The 18219-nt window shown below is 72.7% G+C and carries 20 protein-coding genes and 1 tRNA gene; 18 read left to right on the forward strand and 3 right to left on the reverse strand.

Going from position 1 to position 18219, the window contains the following annotated elements; all coding sequences use genetic code 11:
* Window positions 1-32: 32 nt before the first annotated feature.
* The 3 genes from AFB00_RS12045 to AFB00_RS12055 are packed head-to-tail and all read left to right on the forward strand — an operon-like array spanning window position 33 to window position 3047.
* Window positions 33-1391, forward strand: a complete 1359-nt coding sequence (locus AFB00_RS12045; RefSeq protein ID WP_068797304.1) for an MFS transporter — start codon at window positions 33-35, stop codon at window positions 1389-1391.
* Window positions 1388-2539 (forward strand): DNA polymerase III subunit delta', encoded by a 1152-nt coding sequence (locus tag AFB00_RS12050; RefSeq protein WP_068797305.1) that lies wholly within the window; start codon window positions 1388-1390, stop codon window positions 2537-2539. Before AFB00_RS12045 ends, AFB00_RS12050 begins: the two co-directional genes overlap by 4 nt.
* On the forward strand, window positions 2532-3047 hold the full coding sequence (locus tag AFB00_RS12055) for a 2'-5' RNA ligase family protein (RefSeq protein ID WP_068797306.1): 516 nt from the start codon (window positions 2532-2534) through the stop codon (window positions 3045-3047). The genes AFB00_RS12050 and AFB00_RS12055 overlap by 8 nt, the downstream gene beginning before the upstream one ends.
* Here AFB00_RS12055 and AFB00_RS12060 read toward each other — a convergent pair.
* On the reverse strand, window positions 3037-5295 hold the full coding sequence (locus tag AFB00_RS12060) for a M20/M25/M40 family metallo-hydrolase (protein WP_156819498.1): 2259 nt from the start codon (window positions 5293-5295) through the stop codon (window positions 3037-3039). The genes AFB00_RS12055 and AFB00_RS12060 overlap by 11 nt on opposite strands.
* Before the next feature lie 116 nt (window positions 5296-5411).
* Between AFB00_RS12060 and AFB00_RS12065 the strand changes: the two genes are divergently transcribed.
* The 5 genes from AFB00_RS12065 (at window position 5412) to AFB00_RS12080 (ending at window position 9120) form a co-directional block, all read left to right on the forward strand.
* A tRNA-Thr gene (locus tag AFB00_RS12065) sits at window positions 5412-5488 on the forward strand.
* Between the two features lie 155 nt (window positions 5489-5643).
* Complete coding sequence (locus tag AFB00_RS12070) at window positions 5644-6912, forward strand: site-specific integrase (protein WP_197519830.1); 1269 nt, start codon at window positions 5644-5646, stop codon at window positions 6910-6912.
* 28 nt (window positions 6913-6940) lie between these two features.
* The gene (locus AFB00_RS12075) at window positions 6941-7882 is read left to right on the forward strand and encodes a phosphotransferase enzyme family protein (protein WP_197519831.1); all 942 of its coding nucleotides are present in this window, start codon (window positions 6941-6943) and stop codon (window positions 7880-7882) included.
* A 71-nt stretch (window positions 7883-7953) separates the two neighbouring features.
* Window positions 7954-8523 carry a hypothetical protein gene (locus tag AFB00_RS33145; RefSeq protein WP_156819499.1) on the forward strand — a complete coding sequence of 190 codons (570 nt, stop codon included), beginning with the start codon at window positions 7954-7956 and terminating at the stop codon, window positions 8521-8523.
* A 21-nt stretch (window positions 8524-8544) separates the two neighbouring features.
* On the forward strand, window positions 8545-9120 hold the full coding sequence (locus AFB00_RS12080; protein ID WP_068797310.1) for a DUF6414 family protein: 576 nt from the start codon (window positions 8545-8547) through the stop codon (window positions 9118-9120).
* Window positions 9121-9274: 154 nt separating this feature from the next.
* Here AFB00_RS12080 and AFB00_RS12085 read toward each other — a convergent pair whose 3' ends face one another.
* On the reverse strand, window positions 9275-10645 hold the full coding sequence (locus AFB00_RS12085; RefSeq protein ID WP_083275469.1) for a hypothetical protein: 1371 nt from the start codon (window positions 10643-10645) through the stop codon (window positions 9275-9277).
* A gap of 149 nt (window positions 10646-10794) precedes the next feature.
* Window positions 10795-11154, reverse strand: coding sequence for a winged helix-turn-helix domain-containing protein (locus AFB00_RS12090; RefSeq protein WP_068797311.1), 360 nt, complete (start codon window positions 11152-11154; stop codon window positions 10795-10797).
* A 141-nt stretch (window positions 11155-11295) separates the two neighbouring features.
* On the opposite strand from AFB00_RS12090, the gene AFB00_RS12095 reads away from it, so the two are divergent.
* The 10 genes from AFB00_RS12095 (at window position 11296) to AFB00_RS12140 (ending at window position 18048) form a co-directional block, all read left to right on the forward strand.
* A complete protein-coding gene (locus AFB00_RS12095) occupies window positions 11296-11520 on the forward strand; it encodes a helix-turn-helix domain-containing protein (RefSeq protein ID WP_068797312.1) in 225 nt (74 codons plus the stop codon).
* On the forward strand, window positions 11520-11759 hold the full coding sequence (locus tag AFB00_RS12100; protein ID WP_068797313.1) for a hypothetical protein: 240 nt from the start codon (window positions 11520-11522) through the stop codon (window positions 11757-11759). Before AFB00_RS12095 ends, AFB00_RS12100 begins: the two co-directional genes overlap by 1 nt.
* The gene (locus AFB00_RS12105) at window positions 11756-12046 is read left to right on the forward strand and encodes a hypothetical protein (RefSeq protein WP_068797314.1); all 291 of its coding nucleotides are present in this window, start codon (window positions 11756-11758) and stop codon (window positions 12044-12046) included. The genes AFB00_RS12100 and AFB00_RS12105 overlap by 4 nt, the downstream gene beginning before the upstream one ends.
* A complete protein-coding gene (locus AFB00_RS12110; RefSeq protein ID WP_156819500.1) occupies window positions 12043-12429 on the forward strand; it encodes a hypothetical protein in 387 nt (128 codons plus the stop codon). The genes AFB00_RS12105 and AFB00_RS12110 overlap by 4 nt, the downstream gene beginning before the upstream one ends.
* 107 nt (window positions 12430-12536) lie before the next feature.
* Window positions 12537-13013 (forward strand): WhiB family transcriptional regulator, encoded by a 477-nt coding sequence (locus AFB00_RS36170; RefSeq protein ID WP_083276021.1) that lies wholly within the window; start codon window positions 12537-12539, stop codon window positions 13011-13013.
* Window positions 13013-13546 (forward strand): hypothetical protein, encoded by a 534-nt coding sequence (locus AFB00_RS33975; RefSeq protein WP_068797317.1) that lies wholly within the window; start codon window positions 13013-13015, stop codon window positions 13544-13546. The genes AFB00_RS36170 and AFB00_RS33975 overlap by 1 nt, the downstream gene beginning before the upstream one ends.
* On the forward strand, window positions 13546-15480 hold the full coding sequence (locus AFB00_RS12125; RefSeq protein ID WP_068797318.1) for a type IV secretory system conjugative DNA transfer family protein: 1935 nt from the start codon (window positions 13546-13548) through the stop codon (window positions 15478-15480). Before AFB00_RS33975 ends, AFB00_RS12125 begins: the two co-directional genes overlap by 1 nt.
* On the forward strand, window positions 15477-16484 hold the full coding sequence (locus tag AFB00_RS12130; protein ID WP_068797319.1) for a hypothetical protein: 1008 nt from the start codon (window positions 15477-15479) through the stop codon (window positions 16482-16484). Before AFB00_RS12125 ends, AFB00_RS12130 begins: the two co-directional genes overlap by 4 nt.
* Window positions 16481-17164, forward strand: a complete 684-nt coding sequence (locus tag AFB00_RS12135; RefSeq protein ID WP_068800241.1) for a hypothetical protein — start codon at window positions 16481-16483, stop codon at window positions 17162-17164. Before AFB00_RS12130 ends, AFB00_RS12135 begins: the two co-directional genes overlap by 4 nt.
* Window positions 17161-18048 carry a hypothetical protein gene (locus AFB00_RS12140; RefSeq protein WP_068797320.1) on the forward strand — a complete coding sequence of 296 codons (888 nt, stop codon included), beginning with the start codon at window positions 17161-17163 and terminating at the stop codon, window positions 18046-18048. The genes AFB00_RS12135 and AFB00_RS12140 overlap by 4 nt, the downstream gene beginning before the upstream one ends.
* The last annotated feature ends 171 nt before the right edge of the window (window positions 18049-18219 follow it).

An 18219-nucleotide genomic window follows, 5' to 3' on the forward strand; every position in this document is an offset into this window, starting at 1 on the left:
CGCGGAGGAGGTGAGCGGCGATCACCGCACCCGTGTCCCCGGAGGCACCGCGCGCCGAGCACGGCGGGTCGTCGGTGCTCTCGATCCCGGCGTTCCGCCGCCTGTGGTCGGTCACCATCCTCACCTCGACCGGCGAGTGGATGTCCCTGCTCGCCCTGACCTCGCTGGCCACGCACCTGACCGCCGGGGCGGGGTACACCGCGCAGAGCTTCGCGCTCGGCGGCGTCGTCGCGACCAAGCTCGTCCCGTCGTTGCTGCTCGGGCCGCTCGCCGGGGTGCTGGCCGACCGGTTCGACCGGCGCACCGTGATGGTCGTCTGCGACCTGGCGAAGTTCGGGCTGCTGGTGTCGGTCCCGTTCGCGGGGTCGCTGTGGTGGCTGCTCGTGGTCACGCTGCTGATCGAGCTGTGCACCATGTTCTGGATCCCCGCGAAGGATGCCGCGGTCCCCAACCTGCTGCGCCGCCCGGACCAGATGGAGGCCGCCGCCCAGCTCGGGCTGGTGGTCACCTACGGGGTCGCGGTGCTGGCCGGAGCCGGGCTGTTCGCGCTGGTCACCAAGGCCGCGCCGCTGATCGACGAGACCCACCCGATCGCCGCGGTCAACGTGGCGCTGTTCCTCAACTCGTTCGTCTTCCTGATCTCCGCGGTCGTGGTGGCGCTGCGGATCCCGGAGATCTCCGGCCGGCCCGCCGCGGCCGACCGGCGGGCGGTGCCGCCGTCGATGCTGTTCCTGCTCCGCGACGGGTTCCGGTTCGTCGTCGCCACCCCGCTGGTGCGCGGGCTGGCCGTCGGGATCGTCGGGGCCTTCACCGCGGGCGGTGCGGTGATCGCCACGGCGAAGCTCTACGCGTCGAGCCTCGGTGGTGGCGACGCCGCGTACTCGGTGCTGTTCGTGGCCGTGTTCGCCGGGCTGGCGGCCGGGATGGGGATCGGGCCGCGGCTCGCCCGCCGGCTGCCGCACGACCGGCTGTTCGGCACCGCGATCGTCGCCGCCGGGCTCTCGCTGGTGCTCGTCGCGGTCGCGGTGCACCTGTTCATGGCGATCGCCACGGTGCTGCTGGTGAGCTGCTTCGCCGGCATCGCCTTCCTCACCGGGCTGACGATCATCGGGACCCGGGTCGCCGACGAGGTCCGCGGTCGGATCAACGCGTTCGTCCAGTCGCTGGTGCGGCTGGTACTGCTCGGGTCGATGTCGCTGGTGCCGGTGATCGTCGGGATCGTCGCGACCCGGACGGTCACGATCGCGGACCTGACGGTCGTCGTCGACGGGACCCGGTTCGTCCTGGCCGGGGGCGGGATCGTGGCCGCGGTCGTCGGTGCGGTCGCCCACCGTCAGATGGCCGGCCGCCGGTCCGAGCGGACCGGGAGCACACCGGAGGGAGTGTCGTGAGCGTCTGGAGCGATGTCGTGGGGCAGCCGGCGGCCGTCGCCGAGCTGGGGGCCGCCGCCGCGGACCCGGCCGCGATGACGCACGCCTGGCTGTTCACCGGGCCACCCGGGTCCGGCCGGTCGAACGCGGCGCGCGCGTTCGCCGCCGCGCTGCAGTGCCGCTACGACGGCTGCGGTGAGTGCGCGGCCTGCCGGACCACGCTCGCGGGGACCCACGCCGACGTCCGGGAGATCAACCCGGAGGGACTGTCGATCAAGGTCGACGAGATGCGCGCGCTGGTGCAGCTGGCCGCGCGGCGCCCGGCCACCGGCTCCTGGCAGGTCGTGATCATCGCCGACGCCGACCGGCTCACCGAGGGCGCGTCGAACGCGCTGCTCAAGGCGGTCGAGGAACCCGCGCCGGAGACGGTGTGGCTGCTCTGCGCGCCGTCGGACCACCCGGAGGACGTGCCGGTCACGATCCGCTCCCGGTGCCGCCCGGTGCACCTGCGCAGCCCTTCGGCGGAGGCCGTCGCCGGCGTGCTGCGCGAACGCGACGGGATCGACCCGGAACAGGCCCGGTGGGCGGCCTCGGTGTGCGGCGGCCACGTCGGCCGGGCGCGCCGGCTGGCCCGTGACGCCGGGGCCAGGGCCCGCCGGGAGCAGATCCTCGGCGTCCCGACCAGCCTGCGCCGCCTCGGTGACGCGTTCTCCCACGCCGACGTCCTGATCCGGTCCGCGGAGGGCGAGGCGGACGAGCTGCGCGCCTCGCGGGACGGTGCCGAGCGCGAGGAGCTCGCCGTCGCGATGGGGGCCGGCGGTACCGGCAAGGGTGCGGCCGCCGCGGCGCGGTCGGCGAAGGCCGCCGAGCGGGACCTGGAGAAGCGGCAGAAGAGCCGGGCCACGCGCACCCAGCGCGACGCGTTGGACCGGGCCCTGGTGGACCTCGCCGGGTTCTACCGGGACGTGATCGTCGCCGCGTCCGGGGCCGAGGTGCCGCTGACCAACCCCGACCGGGAACGGGAGATCCGCGGCGCCGCCGCCGAGTGGGGTGCCGACTCGGCACTGCGCCGGCTGGAGGCGGTGCTGTCCTGCCGCGAGGGCCTGGAGCAGAACGTGAAGCCGCGGATCGCGGTCGAGGCGATGATGACGGCGCTGCACCGTGGCTGATCCCGACGACCGGCCGCTCGTCCTGACCGCGCTGCTCGACGACGACACCCAGGGCCGCCTCGACGACCTGCGGGAGCGCCACTTCCCGCCGGAGCGCAACCACCTCGCCGCGCACCTCACGCTGTTCCACGCGCTCCCCGGCGACGCCGCGACCGAGGTGGCCGCGGACGTGCTGGCCGCCGCGGAACGGGTGCCGCTGCCGGCCCGGGTGGACGGTCTGCGGCTGCTGGGGCGCGGCGTCGCGTACACGGTGGCCTGCCCGGACCTGGTCGCACTGCGCCGCGGGCTCGCGTCGCGCTGGGCCGCGCGCCTGTCCCGGCAGGACACCGGGAAGTCCGATCTGCACGTCACCGTCCAGAACAAGGTGGACCCGGCCGTCGCCAGGGCGCTGCACGACGACCTCGCCGCGGCGTTCACGCCGTGGACCGCGACGGTCACCGGGCTGGCCCTGTGGCGCTACGCCGGGGGCCCGTGGGAGCCCGGCCCGCGGTTCACGTTCAGCCGCTGACCGTCCGGCTCAGCGCCACCTGGTCGCTGCTCCACTGCCCGGATCCCCGCAGCTCCGGCGGCCGGGGCCGGAAACCGGGGGCTCCGGTGAGCCCGGGTGTCAGATCGGTGACGGTCAGCGCGACCGGCTCCGGCCCCGGCCGGGTCAGCTCGACCCGCATCCCGGACGCCGGGACGGCGTGCAGCCGGATCTCGTCGATCGCCCCGTCCCGGCGCACCGCCGGGCGCCCGTCCGGCGCCACGACGACGGACGGCACCGGCCGATCGGAGTGCAGCGTGACCGACGTGGCTCCGCGGGCGCTCACGACCCGGACGACCAGCCGTTCCGGACCCCGTTCGAGGATCTCCACCACCGGGCCCGGCCGGTCGAGCGGCGTCGCCGGCCCGGACCGCACCGGCGCGTCGTCCGGCCACGGCAGGGCCCGGGCGGGCCCGTCGTCCAGGTACCCGGCGGTCCACGGGGCCGGGGCGGTGTCGGCGCTGATCCAGTGGGCCCCACCGGTGCCGGTGTCCTGCAGGAACGCCAGGTGCGACGCCTGCGGCCGGTCCGCGGACGGGCGGTCCAGCACCAGCCCGGTCCCGGCGAGGACGACGGCGAGCACCGCCGCGGTCACGGGCACCGGCCATCCCCGCCCGGCACCGGCGTCGGCGGTCGGCACGAGCACCACCGCGAGCAGCGCCAGGACGACGACCTGCACCAGCACCGCGACACCGTCGGAGATCCCGGAGAGGGCGAACAGCTCCCAGCTCAGCGGGGCCAGCAGGACGGCGGCCGGTACCGCGCCGAGGGCGGCCACCGCCGTCCCGGCGACCGGGGTGCGGACGATCAGCACGGTGGCGACGAGCCCCAGCCCGGCACCGATCGCCGGCAGCGCGAACAGGAAGGACACCCCGGGCACCGTCGCGGCGGTCAGCACGCCCAGCAGCGCGACGACCACGCCCGCCCCGGTGGCGGCCGCGGCGGCACCGGCCCACCGCCGCACCGCCAGGTACCAGAGCGCGGTGACCAGCACCGCCGTCGCCACGGCCGCGGACTGGAACGGGACCGGACGGTGCAGGAACGGCCCGACGTCGGCGTAGGCGGGCCGCAGCGCGACCAGCAGCTCCCACAGCCCGACCGACAGCACCGCCCCGACGACGGCCGCCACCGGCACCGAGACCACGACACCCAGCAGCCGGGGCACGGTCAGGACGCCACGTCGGCGCCCCGCCACGACCGCCCCGGCGACCGCGGCCAGCCCCAGTCCGGCCAGCGGCCACACCAGCCAGGCCGGGTACACCACGAGCAGCCCGAGGAACCGGAAGTAGGTGACGTCGTCCTCCGGCGCGGCGCCGGACGCGGCCGGATCGAGCGGTCCGAGATCACGCGCGCCGAGCACCTGCGCGAGGCCGAGCGCGGCCTCGCCGTGCCCCTGCACGCTCGCCGCGTCGAGGTTGACCGGGGAGTCCCCGGTGGTGTGGTAGTTCACCGGCTGCTCGATGAAGGCGAAGTTCAGGCCGGGCCGGCCGGCGTCGAGCACCCGGCTCAGATCGGTGTCGTTGTCCAGCAGGCGGTAGGCCTCGACGAGCGAGGAGTCCCCGACCGGGTGCGGCACGGCCTCCGCGAACGCCCGGACCAGGCCCGCGTTGCCGGTGGACGTCTGGAACATCAGCGACGGCCCGGACGTCCCGCGGGCCTCGAAGTTCACGACGACCGTCGGGCGCGATCCGAGCTCCTCGCGGACCCAGGCCTGCGCGCCGAGCAGGCCGGGCTCCTCGGCGTCGGTGAACAGCACGACCAGGTCGTTGCGCAGCGGCGGACCGGTCCGTAGGGCCCGCACCGCCTCCAGGATGGCGGCGACCGAGGACATGTCGTCGGCGGCCCCCGGGCCGTTCGCGACCGAGTCGTAGTGCGCGGCGAGGACGACGGTGCCCGTCGGGTCCGTGCCGGGCAGCGTCGCGACCAGGTTGTCCACCGGGGCGGCGACCATCCGGCGGTCCCGGCCGTCCACACCGGTGGACGCGTGCACCCGGGTGGTGAGCCCGGCCGCCGAGAGCCGGGCCGACAGCTCGTCGCGCGTCTGCCGGGCCGCCGGGCTCCCGACCGGCCTGGGCCCGGTGGCCAGCTCCTCGACCGTGCGCATCGCGCGGTCCGCGGCGAACACCTGCGCCGGTGCGTCGGACGGGAGCGGGGCCGGGGCGCGCCCGTCCGCCCAGGACAGGCACGCCACCCCGACCAGGACCAGAACCGCCACCCAGCGCGTCACCATGACGAGGAGGATCTCCCGCCCGCCGCTGCGACCGCGTCCCACTTTCGATCGATCTGCGGTGGGGCGGGGGCTGTCGGGGGCGCCGGACGGGGTCGGTACACTTGCGCACGCACCACGCCGCCTTAGCTCAGTCGGTTAGAGCGACGCACTCGTAATGCGTAGGTCTGGGGTTCGACTCCCCAAGGCGGCTCCACGTCAGAGGCCCTTTCCGGGCCTTCTGACCAGCTCAGAGGCAAGATCGTGGCACGGTTTGTGGCACGAGATCCGCGTTAGCTTCGGCGCATGGCCTCCTCGAAGCCCCGCCGCACACGCGGCAACGTCACGTGGCTCCCCAGCGGTTCCGCCCGCGTGAGCGTGTACGGCGGCGTCGACCAGGTCACGGGGAAGCAGATCCGGCTCCGCGAGACGGTGCCCGCCCGTGCCACGAAGCGGGAGACCGAGCGCGAGGCGGACAAGGCCGTGACGCGCCTGCTCAACCAGGTCGACGAGCGCCGGAGCCCGCGGACCGAGGCGACGGTGAACCAGCTCATCGACCGCTGGCTCGACGTGATCGAGGTCGAGCGCAAGACCCGCGCCGGGTACGTCGGGAAGATCGAGAAGCACATCCGGCCGACGATCGGCCGGCTCCAGGTCGGTCGGGTGACGGCGGAGACGCTGGACACCCTCTACGCACGCCTCCGCCGGTGCCGAGACCACTGCCACGGCGAGAAGTACATCCAGCACCGCACGACGGCCGAGCATGTCTGCGACGAGCACTCGACCCGACGGAAGTGCGTGAAGATCGCGACGGGTGATCTGGACGCGAAGTGCAAGTGGTGCAGCCGGATCTGTCGTCAGCACGTCTGCACGCCGCTGTCGGCCGGGAGCGTGCGAGTGGTCCACGCGATCCTGAGCGGTGCGTTCCAGCGCGCGATCCGCTGGGGTTGGATCGCCACGAGCCCGGTCGACCAGGTCGACCCGCCGTCCGTGCCGCGGCCGAACCCGAACCCGCCCACCGCGGAGGAGGCCGCGCAGATCATGCAGGCGGCCGAGAGCGACCCGGACTGGTCCGCGCTGATTTGGCTGACGATGACGACCGGTGCACGGCGTGGGGAGATCTGCGGGCTGCGGTGGCCCGACGTCGACCTGGAGCGCGGGGTGGTGGTGTTCCGGTCGAGCATCGGGCAGATCGCCGGGGACGTGTGGGAGAAGGACACCAAGACCCACCAGCACCGGCGGGTCACCATCGACCCGGAGCTGGTCCTGGTCCTGATGGCGCACCGCGAGCGGTGCGAGGCCCGCGCGGCCGAGCTGGACACGACGGTCCGGCGGGACGGGTTCGTGTTCTCGCCAGCGATCGACGGGGCAGTGCAGCTGAACCCGGACACGGTTACCCAGCGGTACGGGCGGATGGTGAAGCGGCTCGGAATCACGACGCACCTGCACTGCCTCCGGCACTACTCGGCGACCGAGCTCATCGCGGCCGGGGTGGACATCCGGACCGTCGCCGGGCGGCTCGGGCACGCGGGTGGTGGGTCGACGACGCTGCGAACCTACACCGCGTTCGTGCTGGAGTCCGAGCAGCGGTCGGCCGCTGCGCTGGCGAGCCGCCGGCCGTTCTCCGCGAGGAAGAAGTGAGGCCGTCGGACGGCGTACCGCGGGCGCCGTGAGCGTCGTCCATCCGTACGGTTGCGCTGTGGCCGGTGCACCCAGCTCTCCGACCTTCGGACGCGACTCGACGACGCCCGTTCTGCGCGAGGCGTGCCGTCGGGCGGGTCTCTCGGCCGACGGTGCGGAGCTGCTCCGCCTCGGCGAGAACGCGATCTACCGACTTGCCGGTGCACCCGTCGTCGTACGGATCGCGCGGTCGGCGCAGCGGTGGCCCGACGCGGTGAAGGAAGTCCGGATGTCGCGGTGGCTCGCTGAGCAGGGCGTCCGTGTCGTCCGGCTTGCGGACGTCGAGGACCAGCCATTCGATGTCGACGGCCACCCGGTGACGTTCTGGAAGTACATCGACGGTCGCCGCGGTCGCCCGAGCGACGTCGGGGATCTCGCCCGCATCTTGCGGTCCATCCACGAGCTGCCCGTCGACCAGGCGCCGGAGCTGCCGCAGTTCGACCCCTTCGCTCGGGTCGTGCACCGCATCGAGCAGTCGCCCATCCCAGACGACGACCGTGCGTTTCTCGCCGACACTCTTAGCCAAGTCCGGGATCAGCTGCGGGACCTCGATTTCCCCCTCGCCCCTGCTGTGCTGCACGGCGACGCCCACGTGCAGAACCTCATGGTTCCGGCGGACGGGCGGCCGGTCGTCATCGACCTGGAGAACATGGCGCTCGGACAGCCCGAGTGGGATCTGAACGTCACCGCAACCGAGTGGCAGGTCGCCGGATTCTGGCAGGACGAGCGATACAGGGAGTTTTCCGAGGAGTACGGATTTGATGTATCGAGATGGTCAGGTTTCGCAGTTCTAAGGCGAGTTCAGGCGATCAAGATGACCACCTGGATCATGCAGAACCTCAACGAGTCGCGCGAGATCCGCGATCAGTACGAGCGTCGGATGCGGACCATTCGGGAGGGTGAGTCGTTACGCAGTTGGAGGCCGTTCTGACGGATTCTGCAGCGGCTCGGTTCGCCTGCTAGGCAATATATATATATATATCTTCGGAAGGATGCGCTGTTATGGCCGAGATCTCGACGCAAGGGCTGTGGTCCCAGACTCCGCGCACCATTGTCTATCAGAACGCCGACTTCGTTTCGGCAATGCTGCAAGAGATCTACCAGGTCGGCTTGATTCAGTCGCTGGAAAGCGATTCTTCCGGGAAGAACTCAGAGACCGGGAACAAGCAGAGGAAGACCTCTGCTGACGCAAACACCGAAGGGAGTGTGCCGCTCCTGTCCAAGGCTGGGGGCAAGCTAGACGGCGAATGGATACGCCAGCAGACCGAGGCCGACGAACGATCGAGCGCTCAACGGCAGAAGTTCGTGTTCTCGCAAGCTCATTACCTCGACGCTGTGCATCGAGGGCTTGCCGAACGTAGTCAGATCGCCTCCGATGCGTTCACCGCGTCAGTCGGGGACATCGTGGAGTTCACTGAGCCTTTTTCAACCTGCCGTTCCGGCAGCTCAGGGGCCTGGTTGTGTGGGTGCAGACGCCGAGCTGGCGAGCCGGTGACCTGTGCAGCTGTGGTCAGAGCAGTTGCGCTGCAACCTTCGCGATCTCCTGACGCAGAAGCTCGCTGGTCAGGTTGAAAAAGGCTCACTGCCCGCACGGTGCGCCCGAACGAGATCAACGCCCTCTTGGACATCGCGACCCCTATTCTGGTCAGGGAGGTCGCTCGGTTCGTCGTCCGGAGCCGAAATCGGGCCGAGATTAAGGACATGATGGACCAGGCCGAGGCTGCGGAGGTCAGCATAGGCGCGGAGAAGATCGCCGCGCAGCGTGCTATTCACGAGCTAGCAGCGTCTGATACAGCTGATGTCGCCGAGGCTGTCGCCGCGGCACTTCAAGTCGATGCACGACGGACGGACACCCGCGAGTACCACGCTACTGTCACCGACGACCGTAATGCTATTCTTATCTGCGACACGGCACATTTTGTGACCGCGGATCCCGATCGGCTCCTTGATGGCCGATTCACCATCCTCGGGAAGGTCATCAAGCCGCTGACTTCGAGCACGTCGATTCTCGCCAACAACAAACTGCTGCGACGATTCCAGCCAAAGGCGATCGACGAGCTTCTTGATGCGTTGGTTCCCGATGAAAAAGTAGCCGAGCACTTCGATTTATCCTTCGACGCGGAAATTGTCAACGCCGTCACTGTCATGCCCATCGCGATATACATCTGAACCACAGCCCCGTCCTGGGGCGACTGTGGATCGCCACTCCTCCACTGCGCCTGACGGAGCTGCCGGCCTGGCAACATCAATCATGCGGCGATCATCACGGTCGCTCGCCTGTCTCCTGTGTCTCGCCGCCACTGTGGTTGCAGGACGTAGACCCCTACGTCGTTCGAAGCAACGGTTCGGTGAGCACGGCGAGTTCGACGACCCGCCGGTCGCGCGGATGCGCTGCGGTCACCTGTCGGACGAAATCAGCGACGTAACGCCGATACCGGCTGGATTGCAGAGGTCCGGCAAGCTCAATCGCCGATCGGGCGGCGGCCACAGCTTCGTCTAGTGATCCCCCTTGCAGCGCCCCGGCTGCGGTGACCATGTTGATAAAAGCTCGTGTCCGGGGCGGAGTCGCGTCCGAGGCAACGGCCAGGCCGGCGAAGTGGCGGGTCTCCTCGCCGTGGCCGAGGTCGCGGAAGCAGTGTGCGGCCTCGCCCGCCAGCTCGGCCGGGTCGAAGTAGCCGATCCACGCAGGATCGGCGTCTCCGCCCTGGTGCAGCGAGGCCTCCGCTCGTCCGAGTGCCCGCTCGGCTCCGGGGCCGTCGGACAGCGACGCGAGGGCTCGCGCCTCCATCGCGTGCAGCATCGCGAGCGTGGCCGGTGCCGGGATGCCGGTGCTGGTGGTGATCGCTGCGCGGGAGAGCTGGACCGCGTCGCGGTAGCGGCCGAGGTAGTTGGCCTGGTGGCTGAGGTTGGCGAGGAGCCGCGCGCCGAGCAGGACGTCTCCGGCGTCGCGGGCGAGGCGCAGTCCGTAGGTGAGGTAGCGCTGTGCGGCGGCGTGGCGTCCGGCGTCGTACGCGCTCCACCCGAGCATCTGGGCGAGTTCCGCTGTGGCGGACAGGATATCCGCGCGCCCGGCCCCCCGGGGTAGCGAGCGGAGCAGCGGAAGTACCTGGCTGCGGAAGTAGAACAGCAGCAGCTCGCGGGTGTGCCCGCCGCCGAGCTGGAAGTCCAGCTCCATGAGCCGTGCGGTCGTAAGCCGGATCGCTTCGGCGTCGACCGGGACATCGTCGGTGTCGGGTCGGCGGTACTCGCTCTGGTCGTCGAACAGGTACCCGGTGATGATCGACGGGGTCGCGAACCCGTCCCAGGCGTGTGGGCCGGGGACGAGGACGCCGGCGGTGTCGGCTGCGGCGACGGAGTCGAGCCGTGCGGTCGCGGTGTCGGCGTCGTCGGGATAGACGACCGGCTCGACGGCGGCGGCGGGTTCTGCCTCGGCGGTGACGACGGCGGTGAAGCCGAGTCCGGCCGGGGTGAGGGTGCGTCCGAGCTTCTCCGACAGGCAGGTCGCGATCAGGACCGCGGTCTCGGCCTTGGGTTGTGTGCCGTCGAGCCACCGCTTGACGGCGACGTGGTCGGCGGCGCTGCGGACGCCGCGACGTGCGGCGAGGTCACGGACCCGGCGTGCGAGCCCGTTGTTGGTCATCTCGGCTTCGGCCATCGCGCGACCGAGCGCGACGTTCGGCGTCGTTCCGCCCATCCGTTCCACCGCCCGGAGGGGCTGTCTGCACCCCGTGTGCACCCGCTGTGCACGGATGCACCCCCCGAGCACACTGTAGGTAGGGGCACCGACATTGTTTGCTGATTCGCATGGAGAGCATCGCAGAAGCAAACAGGCGGTTCAGGGAGCTACTGCTCCGAGGTCCGGCCCTCCAGCTCGGCCACCCGGGCTTCGAGCGCGGCGAGAGCGGTCGAGGTGCGGTCCTCCAGCTCGCGCAGTCGGACGGCGAGGTCGGAGCGATCGGCATCAGGCTCGTCGCCGGGCTCGGCGGTGACGTACACGGCCTTGCCGGGCTGCCCCTGGACGACGCCCTCCTGGCGCAGTTCGCGGACCGCGGCGCGTACGACGGTCGTCGACACCTCGTAGGTGCGGGTGAGCTGCGACGTCGAGGGCAGCTCGCTCCCGACGGGGTAGGAGCCGGCGCGGATCGCGCGGCGTAGCTCGTCGGCCACCTGTAGGTACTTCGGGCGCCCCGTGTGCTCGGTCATCGGCCTCCTCCGGTCGGGAGCCTACGCAGCCCGGTGACGGGCGCGTAGCTGCCACGCACGGCGGGAGCCATCGCAATGCAGCATTGTGCACCATGTGCATATGGTGCACAATGTGTGTATGGATACGAACGGAGAGCAGAGATGACGACGACCGGAGCCCCGAGTGCGGGGCCGACCTTCTACGACGTCCAGGAGGTGGCCGCGATGCTGAAGATGTCGCGGATGACCGTCTACCGGGCGATCTCGACCGGGGAGCTGCGGGCGGTCCGCGTGCGGGGCCGCTGGCTGGTCCCGGCGCAGGTCATCGAGACCCTCGTCGAGAACGCCGTCGCCGGTGTCCCCGCCGACCTGCGGGGCGGTGCGTGATGGGCAGCGTCGGAGTGCTGATCCTCGTCGCGCTGGTCGGGGCGTTCATCTGCGCCAAGGCCCGCTCGGCCGGTGGCGCGGTTGCGTTCGCCGCGCTGGCCCTGGTGCTGTTCATCGCCACGCCGGTCGGGGCCGGGGTGCCGGCGGCGGTCGGGACGTTCATGTCCGCGTTCGACCAGGCTGCGACCCCCGCGCTGAACGGAACACAGCAGGCCGGGACCTCTGGGAGCGGGTCGTGAGCGCGGCGGCCGAGTACCCGGTGGACCACGTGCTCGGCGACGACGTCGTCGACGTCGCGGACCTGGTGTGCCCGGGCTGCTGGTCCCCGGTGGTCGACGTCCCGCCGACGGGCTGGCCCGCGCGGGCTGGGCACCTGCCCACGTTCTCCCACGAGGACGGCTCGGTGCTGTGCCCGGACGAGGCCGGACGCGTTCCGGATCCGGTCGAGGCGGGCGGGCTGCGCTACGCGCTCACCGAGCAGGGCTCCGGGGCGTCGCTCGACGTCGACCGGGAGTGGTGGGCGTGAGCCCCGGGCCGAGCCCGGAGCGGCTGGTCCGGGACCCGGTCGCGCAGCCCGACGACCTGGACCCACGGCTGCTGTCGCCGACCGGACGCACGGAACGACTGCGGATGGTCGTCGAACACTACGTCCCGACCGCCGGACGGTGCCCGAGTTGCCGGTGGACGGTACAGCGCCGTGAGGAGTGCCCGTCGCGGCAGGTGGCGCTCGCGCTGCTGGAGAACCGGCCGTTGCCGGCGCGGCTGGGGCACCTGGCCGACGTCGTCCCCGGGGCCCGGGCCGGCCGCGACAGCGCCGCGGACCGGGACCGGCGGCGCGACGAGCTGGACGCGATGTCGGGGCTGTTCGCCGCCCCGGCCCGCACCCCGGAACGGGAGGACACGCGATGAACCACGGGAGCACACACCACGAGGGACGGCCCGGCGACGGGTTCTTGGCGGGACACAGCCGCCGGGCCGCTCTCACCGCACATCAGCAGAAGGCAGGAGAGGTGACGATGGTAGAGCGCGAGGACGACCGGTGGCGCGACCGCGCCGGATGCCGGTCGGTGGACCCCGAGCTGTTCTTCCCGGTCGCGGAGAACGGCGCTGCGTACGCCCGGCAGGTCACCCGTGCGAAGCGGGTCTGCGGCCGGTGCCCGGTGCAGGCCGCGTGCCTGGAGTGGGCGATCGAGTCCCAGCCGCACGGCATCGCCGGCGGGATGACGGCCGCCGAGCGCCGCCGGGCCCGCGCGGTCCGGCCCGCCCGGCGCGTCACCGCGTGCCGAGGTGAGGTCGCCTTCAAGGTTCCGGTCGGAGTCCGGCAGGTCCCATCCCGGAGCCGGTCCCCGATCGTCGCCGACGGTCGGGCCGCCCTCGCGGGGGGCGTCCCGCGACGCGAGGTCGCGGCGGCTTTCGGGGTGTCGCGACGCACGGTCGACCGCTGGGCCGCGACCCTGTCCGTCGCCGACACGACCCCGGGTGGTGGTCGGTGATGGCCCGGTTCGACGTCGCCCCGAGGACCGCCGTGTCCGGTCGGGTCCGTGAGCTTGTGCGCTGGATCGCCGTCGAGGTGTTCGCCGCGACCGAGACCGAGGTCCCGATCCCGGGATTCACGGCGTTCACCGACCGCCGCCTCGACGACCCGCTGGCCGGCATCCGGGCCGCGCTGCTGGTGCACACGGTGGCGGAGTCGCAGCTGACCGAGTACGCCCGGGCCGCCCGTGCGGCGGGCCGGTCCTGGGACCAGATCGCCGACGCGCTCGGCATCACCACTGACGAGGTCGCGGTGGTGGGGGAGGCGGCGTTCGACTGGCTGGTCTGCGGCCGTGCCCCGGATCCGGAGCCGGACGGGGTGCGTTCGTTCCGGACGCCGTGTGCGTACTGGCGCTGCTCGACCTGCGACGGCCTGGTCACCGACCACGGCCCGTTCGAGGGCAACCCGGCCAACAGAGAGGACGGCCACACGAAGGGCTGCACGCGGCACGCGGCCGAGGTGCAGGCGTGGAACGAGGGGTGGGAGCTCTGATGGAGATCCTGTTCAGCTCCACCGCGCTCGTGCTGGCGGTGTTCGCCGCGGGCGCGCTGCTCGCCTGGGCGCGCGGCGCCCGCGCCCTGGCGGCCGGCCTCGCCGTGGTCGCGCTGCTCCCGGCGGCGACGATCGTCACCGCCCTGTCCTGGCCCGCGCTTGTCGCGGTGGTCGGTCTGGCGGGGGTGATCGTGTGGCACCGCTGGTCGCGCTCCTCGGCCACGGTGTCCCGATGGGCGGCCCGGTCGCGCCGCAAGGTCGGCGTGGCCTCGTCGCTGGACATCGTCCGCCACGCCGGAACCCTCGCCGTCCGGCGCCGCACCGGCACCGTCCGGCCGTCCCTGGCCGCTCTGTCGCGGTGGCAGCGGGCCCGGCTCGCCACCAGCGAGGCCGCCGTCGAGCTGTGCCGCACCGGCGTGCTGCGGGTGTGGGCGCTGGTCGAGGACGTCGTGATCGTCGTCGGCGGCCCCCGCACCGGCAAGACAGGCTGGCTCGCCGGGCGCGTCCTCGACGCCCCCGGCGCCGCCCTGGTCACCTCCACCCGCACCGACCTGCTCGACCTCTGCGCGCCGCTGCGCCGTCAGGACCGGGGTGAGGTGTTCGTGTTCAACCCGGCCGGCCTCGGGGCACGGGCCAGCACGATAACGTTCGATCCGCTGACCGGCTGCTCGGATCCGGTGACTGCGACCGAGCGGGCGACGGACATGCTCGCCGCCGTCGCCTCTGGCAGTGGTGGGGATCGGGAGTTCTGGGACGGTCAGGCCCGCCGCGTGCTGGCCGCGCTGTTGCACGCCGCCGCTCTCGGCGGTCGGCGGATGGCCGATGTGCTCGGGTGGGTCGCCGACCCCGACGCCGCCGGCCGCGAGGTCCCCGCGCTGCTGCGCCGCTCCGGGGTGACCGCGTTCGAACAGGACGCCATGCAGTTCATCACCACCAACGAACGCACCCGCTCCTCGATCACCTCCTCGGTGATGCCCGCCCTCGGGTGGCTGACCCACCCGGCTGCCGCCGCGGCGGCCAAGCCGGGGGACGGCTTCGACGTCGCCCGACTCCTCGACGACCGGGCGACGGTGTTCCTGCTCGGCGCCGAGGAGGCCCAGACCGCACCCCTGGTCTGCGCTCTCACGGGGCACATCGCCCGCGAAGCCCGACGCCTCGCCGCCGGGCAGTCCAAGGGCCGGTTGGACCCGCCGCTGGGGTTGTTCCTGGACGAGGCCGCCCTGATCAGCCCGGTCCCGCTGGAGTCGTGGACTGCAGACATGGGCGGGCGCGGGGTCACGATCCTGTGCGCGTTCCAGTCCCGCGCCCAGCTCCTCGCACGGTGGGGCGAGCACAAGGCCGCGACGATCCTGAACAACACCGCCGCCGTGATGATCTTCGGTGGGACCCGGGACAAGGCGGATCTGGAGTTCTGGTCCACCCTCGCGGGTGAGCGGGACGAGCGGGTCACCACGACCGACGACCACGGCCGAGTCGCCTCCCGCAGTGTGCGGAAGGTGCCGGTGTTGGCGCCGGCGCAGATCGCGAACCTGCCCGCTGGCCGGGTGGTCGTGATCCGGCGTGGGATCGCCCCGGTGATCGGCCGGGCGCAGATGGCGTGGCGCCGCCGCGATGTCCGGCGTCGGGCCCGGCTGCTGGCCCGGATCGAGGCGGAGACCCGCTGGCACCGCCGCAGCGAGACGGCCCGGGCGTGGGCGGACCTCCAGCTCGAACATGCCCTCACCGTGCTCGCCGGCCGTTGGCCGGGGCGGTTCGGGGAGGCGGCGGAGCGGGTGCGGTCGTCGAACCGGATGTTCGCCGAGCTGCGCGCGATCCGCCGCGGTGGGGAGCAGGGCCAGGCCGCCGAGGCGACGGCGCTGCAAGATCCCGGCCCCGACGTCGCACCGCCCGGCCCACCGGCAGGCGGCGCAGATGACGGGCGGTGGCAGCGATGAGCGGCCGCTACGAGCTGCTGACCCCGGTCGAGGCGGTCGACCGGCTCGCCGTCGACCTGCCGGGTGGGCGGGCGGATGCGGAACAGGTCATCGCGTCCTACCTGCGGGACGCGACCGGTGTGCACGGTCGTCCGTCGTCGGGGTGGCGGATGGACGAGTTCGATCTCGACGACGCCCGTGCCCGGTTCGGGTGGGTCGACTTCGCGGGCGGGGAGACCGTCGCCGCCGCCCGCACCCGTGCCGATGCCGCCGCGGTCGCGGCGCTGCGGGACGCGCGGGGGACGTCGGCGATCACCGAGCGGGCCCGGCTGTTTGGGCTGCACTCCGACGCAGAGATGTGGGGCTACCGCGCCCACAGCATGGGGCTCGACGAGCTGACCAACACCGCGGCGTGTGACCCGCAGCCGCGGCTCGTGACCGTCGCCCGGGAGGGGCGGGAGCGCTCGCACCGCGAGGCCACCGCCGCCCACGACACCTGGGTCCTGGCGGCCGAAGCCGCCGCCGCCGCGTCGGCGACCACCGCCGATCACCACCACCAGCAGACCGACCGCGACCCGCGTGAGCAGCGGAGCGGCGACCACGAGGCGGACGACACGATGCGCGGCGCGGACGACCGCAACCAGGACGAGGGGTGGTCGCTTGCCCCGGACGGGCGGCGGATGCGGATGTTGTCCGACGAGCACCCGTCGATGCGTGCCCTGCGCGCGGAGATGGAGGCGGCCGCGCGCACCGACGACGGTCCCGACCTGGTCCGCGAGGACGAGCGTGGGGACCGCGAACGGGTCCTCGACGAGGGGCCCGGTGCGTTCGTCGGTGGGATGTGGTTCACCCCGGACCCGGCCGTGGAGGGCGGGATCCGGCCGCTGACCGATACCGAGATGCGGCGGGTCTCGGACATGGTCCGTGCGACGCAGGCCGAGGCGCTGGCCGACGATCTGGCACCCCACGACATCCCGTCGTCCGCCCCGCGGGCCGACGACGACGCGACGGAGTGGGGCCGATGAACACGCCCCCGCACCCCGACACCCCCTCGAAGGCGGAGGGGCCGACCGGTGTCGCGGTCGCCGGGTTGGCCCGGCAGGTCGACGACCTGAACCGCAGGCTCGATGCGCTCGGTCCTGTCAACGGCCGGGTCGACGAGCTGACCCAGGTCGTGGCGGAGCTGAGCCAGACCCTTGCGACGGTCGCCGCCCGGCGGCGGCCGGCCCCGGCCCCGTCGTGGCTGCTTGCCCCGACCGAGTCGGAGAAGGTCGCGGCGCTGCTCGACGAGCTGGCCGGGTGGCTGCGTCTGGTGTTCCTGCGCTACCCCGACGGCGCCGGGGTAGTGCCGGAGTGCTGGGCCTGGCACGCCGACGTCGTCGAGGAGCTGCTGTGGCTCATGCACGCCTGGTGCGCGGCCTACCAGGGCCCCGACGCCTCGGTGCAGCTCGCGGGGGACTGGCACGACCGCCAGCGCCCTGGGGTGGTCAACCGGCTCCGCAAGTCCGTCGGGTCGTGCTCGATCGAGAGGCACCAGACCCGACCCGGGTGGGGTGCCCCGCCCGGGGCTCCGCCGACTGTGCCGGGGGAGCAGCACGCGTCGCTGATCACCGCGTGGTGGGCGGACGGGCGCGAGCAGGCTCCACCCGAGCCGGCGAGCACCGCCGCCGCGGGGGCCGGTCCGATCGGCGGTGCGCTCGGATGACGATCACCGGAACACGGAGCGGTCGCGCCGGCCGGGCCGCGATCTGGCTGCCGGGCCTGGCCGTCGCGATCGGGGCCGCGGTCGCGACGGCGCACGGTCTGTTCGAGGTCGCGCTGGCCGCGCGGGTCCCGGCCGGGATCGCCTGGATCTACCCGCTGATCACCGACGGCCTCGCGCTGGTCGCCTACACCGCCACGGCCCGGCTGTCCGGGTCGGCGGCCCGCTACGCCTGGTCGGTGGTGATCGTCTCGGCCGGGCTGTCGGGGCTCGCGCAGGCGGTCTACCTCGCTTCTGACACCGTCACCGCGGGTGGGGAGCTGGCCGTGAGCGCCGCGCTGCGGTTCGGGGTCGGGGCGTGGCCCGCGGTCGCCGCCGCCGTCGTCGCGCACCTGCTCTACCTCCTTGCCGAGACCGACACCGACGAGCAGCCCGAGCACCACGATCGGCAGGCGCCTGAGGTCGCGGCCGAACCCCGTGTCCGAGCGACGATCACCGTCCCGCCGTCCGGCCGGACACCGGCGGGACACCCCGACGAGGTGGGACACGGGCCGGCTGTCCCGCCCGCCCTCGACGGGCCGGTGATCCCGGGCCCGCCGCGGCCGGTGTCCCACCCCGCTCCGCGCCCCGCCGTCCGGCCGGACGGCTCCGGCCCGGGTGGGACGGGCGGGTCGGGTGCGGGCGCGCAGGAGCGCGCCCGCACCACCGCCGCGACCCACCGCGACCGCCACGGCGACCTCCCCACGGTGCGCGAGCTGCAGGAGATGGCCGACGTCGGCCGGGGCACCGCCGCCCGAGCACTCCAACAGCTCCGCGACACCCCACCGCAGACCGCGAGCGGTCTTCACCTCGTCCCCGACGAGCCCCAGAACAGGACCACCCGATGAGCACCAGCAGCGAGAAGACCACCGCGACCGAGCAGAACGCCAGAACCGAGAGCGACTACCCCGAACAGAGCAACAAGAGCCCAAGATCAAAAGCAGCACACCGATGCATCACGATCCGAGGGGGCTGGCCGGCCTCCGGCCGGCCACGCCGGACCCCGTGCGCTGTCGATC

Source organism: Pseudonocardia sp. HH130630-07 (assembly GCF_001698125.1).
Classification (GTDB): Bacteria; Actinomycetota; Actinomycetes; order Mycobacteriales; family Pseudonocardiaceae; genus Pseudonocardia.

Coding starts and splice junctions, on each gene's coding strand:
- AFB00_RS36170 (WP_083276021.1), top strand. CDS start 12,537: ATGGTAGAGCGCGAGGACGACCGGTGGCGCGACCGCGCCGGATGCCGG.
- AFB00_RS12060 (WP_156819498.1), bottom strand. CDS start 5,295: ATGGTGACGCGCTGGGTGGCGGTTCTGGTCCTGGTCGGGGTGGCGTGC.
- AFB00_RS12095 (WP_068797312.1), top strand. CDS start 11,296: ATGACGACGACCGGAGCCCCGAGTGCGGGGCCGACCTTCTACGACGTC.
- AFB00_RS12090 (WP_068797311.1), bottom strand. CDS start 11,154: ATGACCGAGCACACGGGGCGCCCGAAGTACCTACAGGTGGCCGACGAG.
- AFB00_RS12085 (WP_083275469.1), bottom strand. CDS start 10,645: ATGGGCGGAACGACGCCGAACGTCGCGCTCGGTCGCGCGATGGCCGAA.
- AFB00_RS12130 (WP_068797319.1), top strand. CDS start 15,477: ATGAGCGGCCGCTACGAGCTGCTGACCCCGGTCGAGGCGGTCGACCGG.
- AFB00_RS12125 (WP_068797318.1), top strand. CDS start 13,546: ATGGAGATCCTGTTCAGCTCCACCGCGCTCGTGCTGGCGGTGTTCGCC.
- AFB00_RS12100 (WP_068797313.1), top strand. CDS start 11,520: ATGGGCAGCGTCGGAGTGCTGATCCTCGTCGCGCTGGTCGGGGCGTTC.
- AFB00_RS12140 (WP_068797320.1), top strand. CDS start 17,161: ATGACGATCACCGGAACACGGAGCGGTCGCGCCGGCCGGGCCGCGATC.
- AFB00_RS33975 (WP_068797317.1), top strand. CDS start 13,013: ATGGCCCGGTTCGACGTCGCCCCGAGGACCGCCGTGTCCGGTCGGGTC.
- AFB00_RS33145 (WP_156819499.1), top strand. CDS start 7,954: ATGGCCGAGATCTCGACGCAAGGGCTGTGGTCCCAGACTCCGCGCACC.
- AFB00_RS12135 (WP_068800241.1), top strand. CDS start 16,481: ATGAACACGCCCCCGCACCCCGACACCCCCTCGAAGGCGGAGGGGCCG.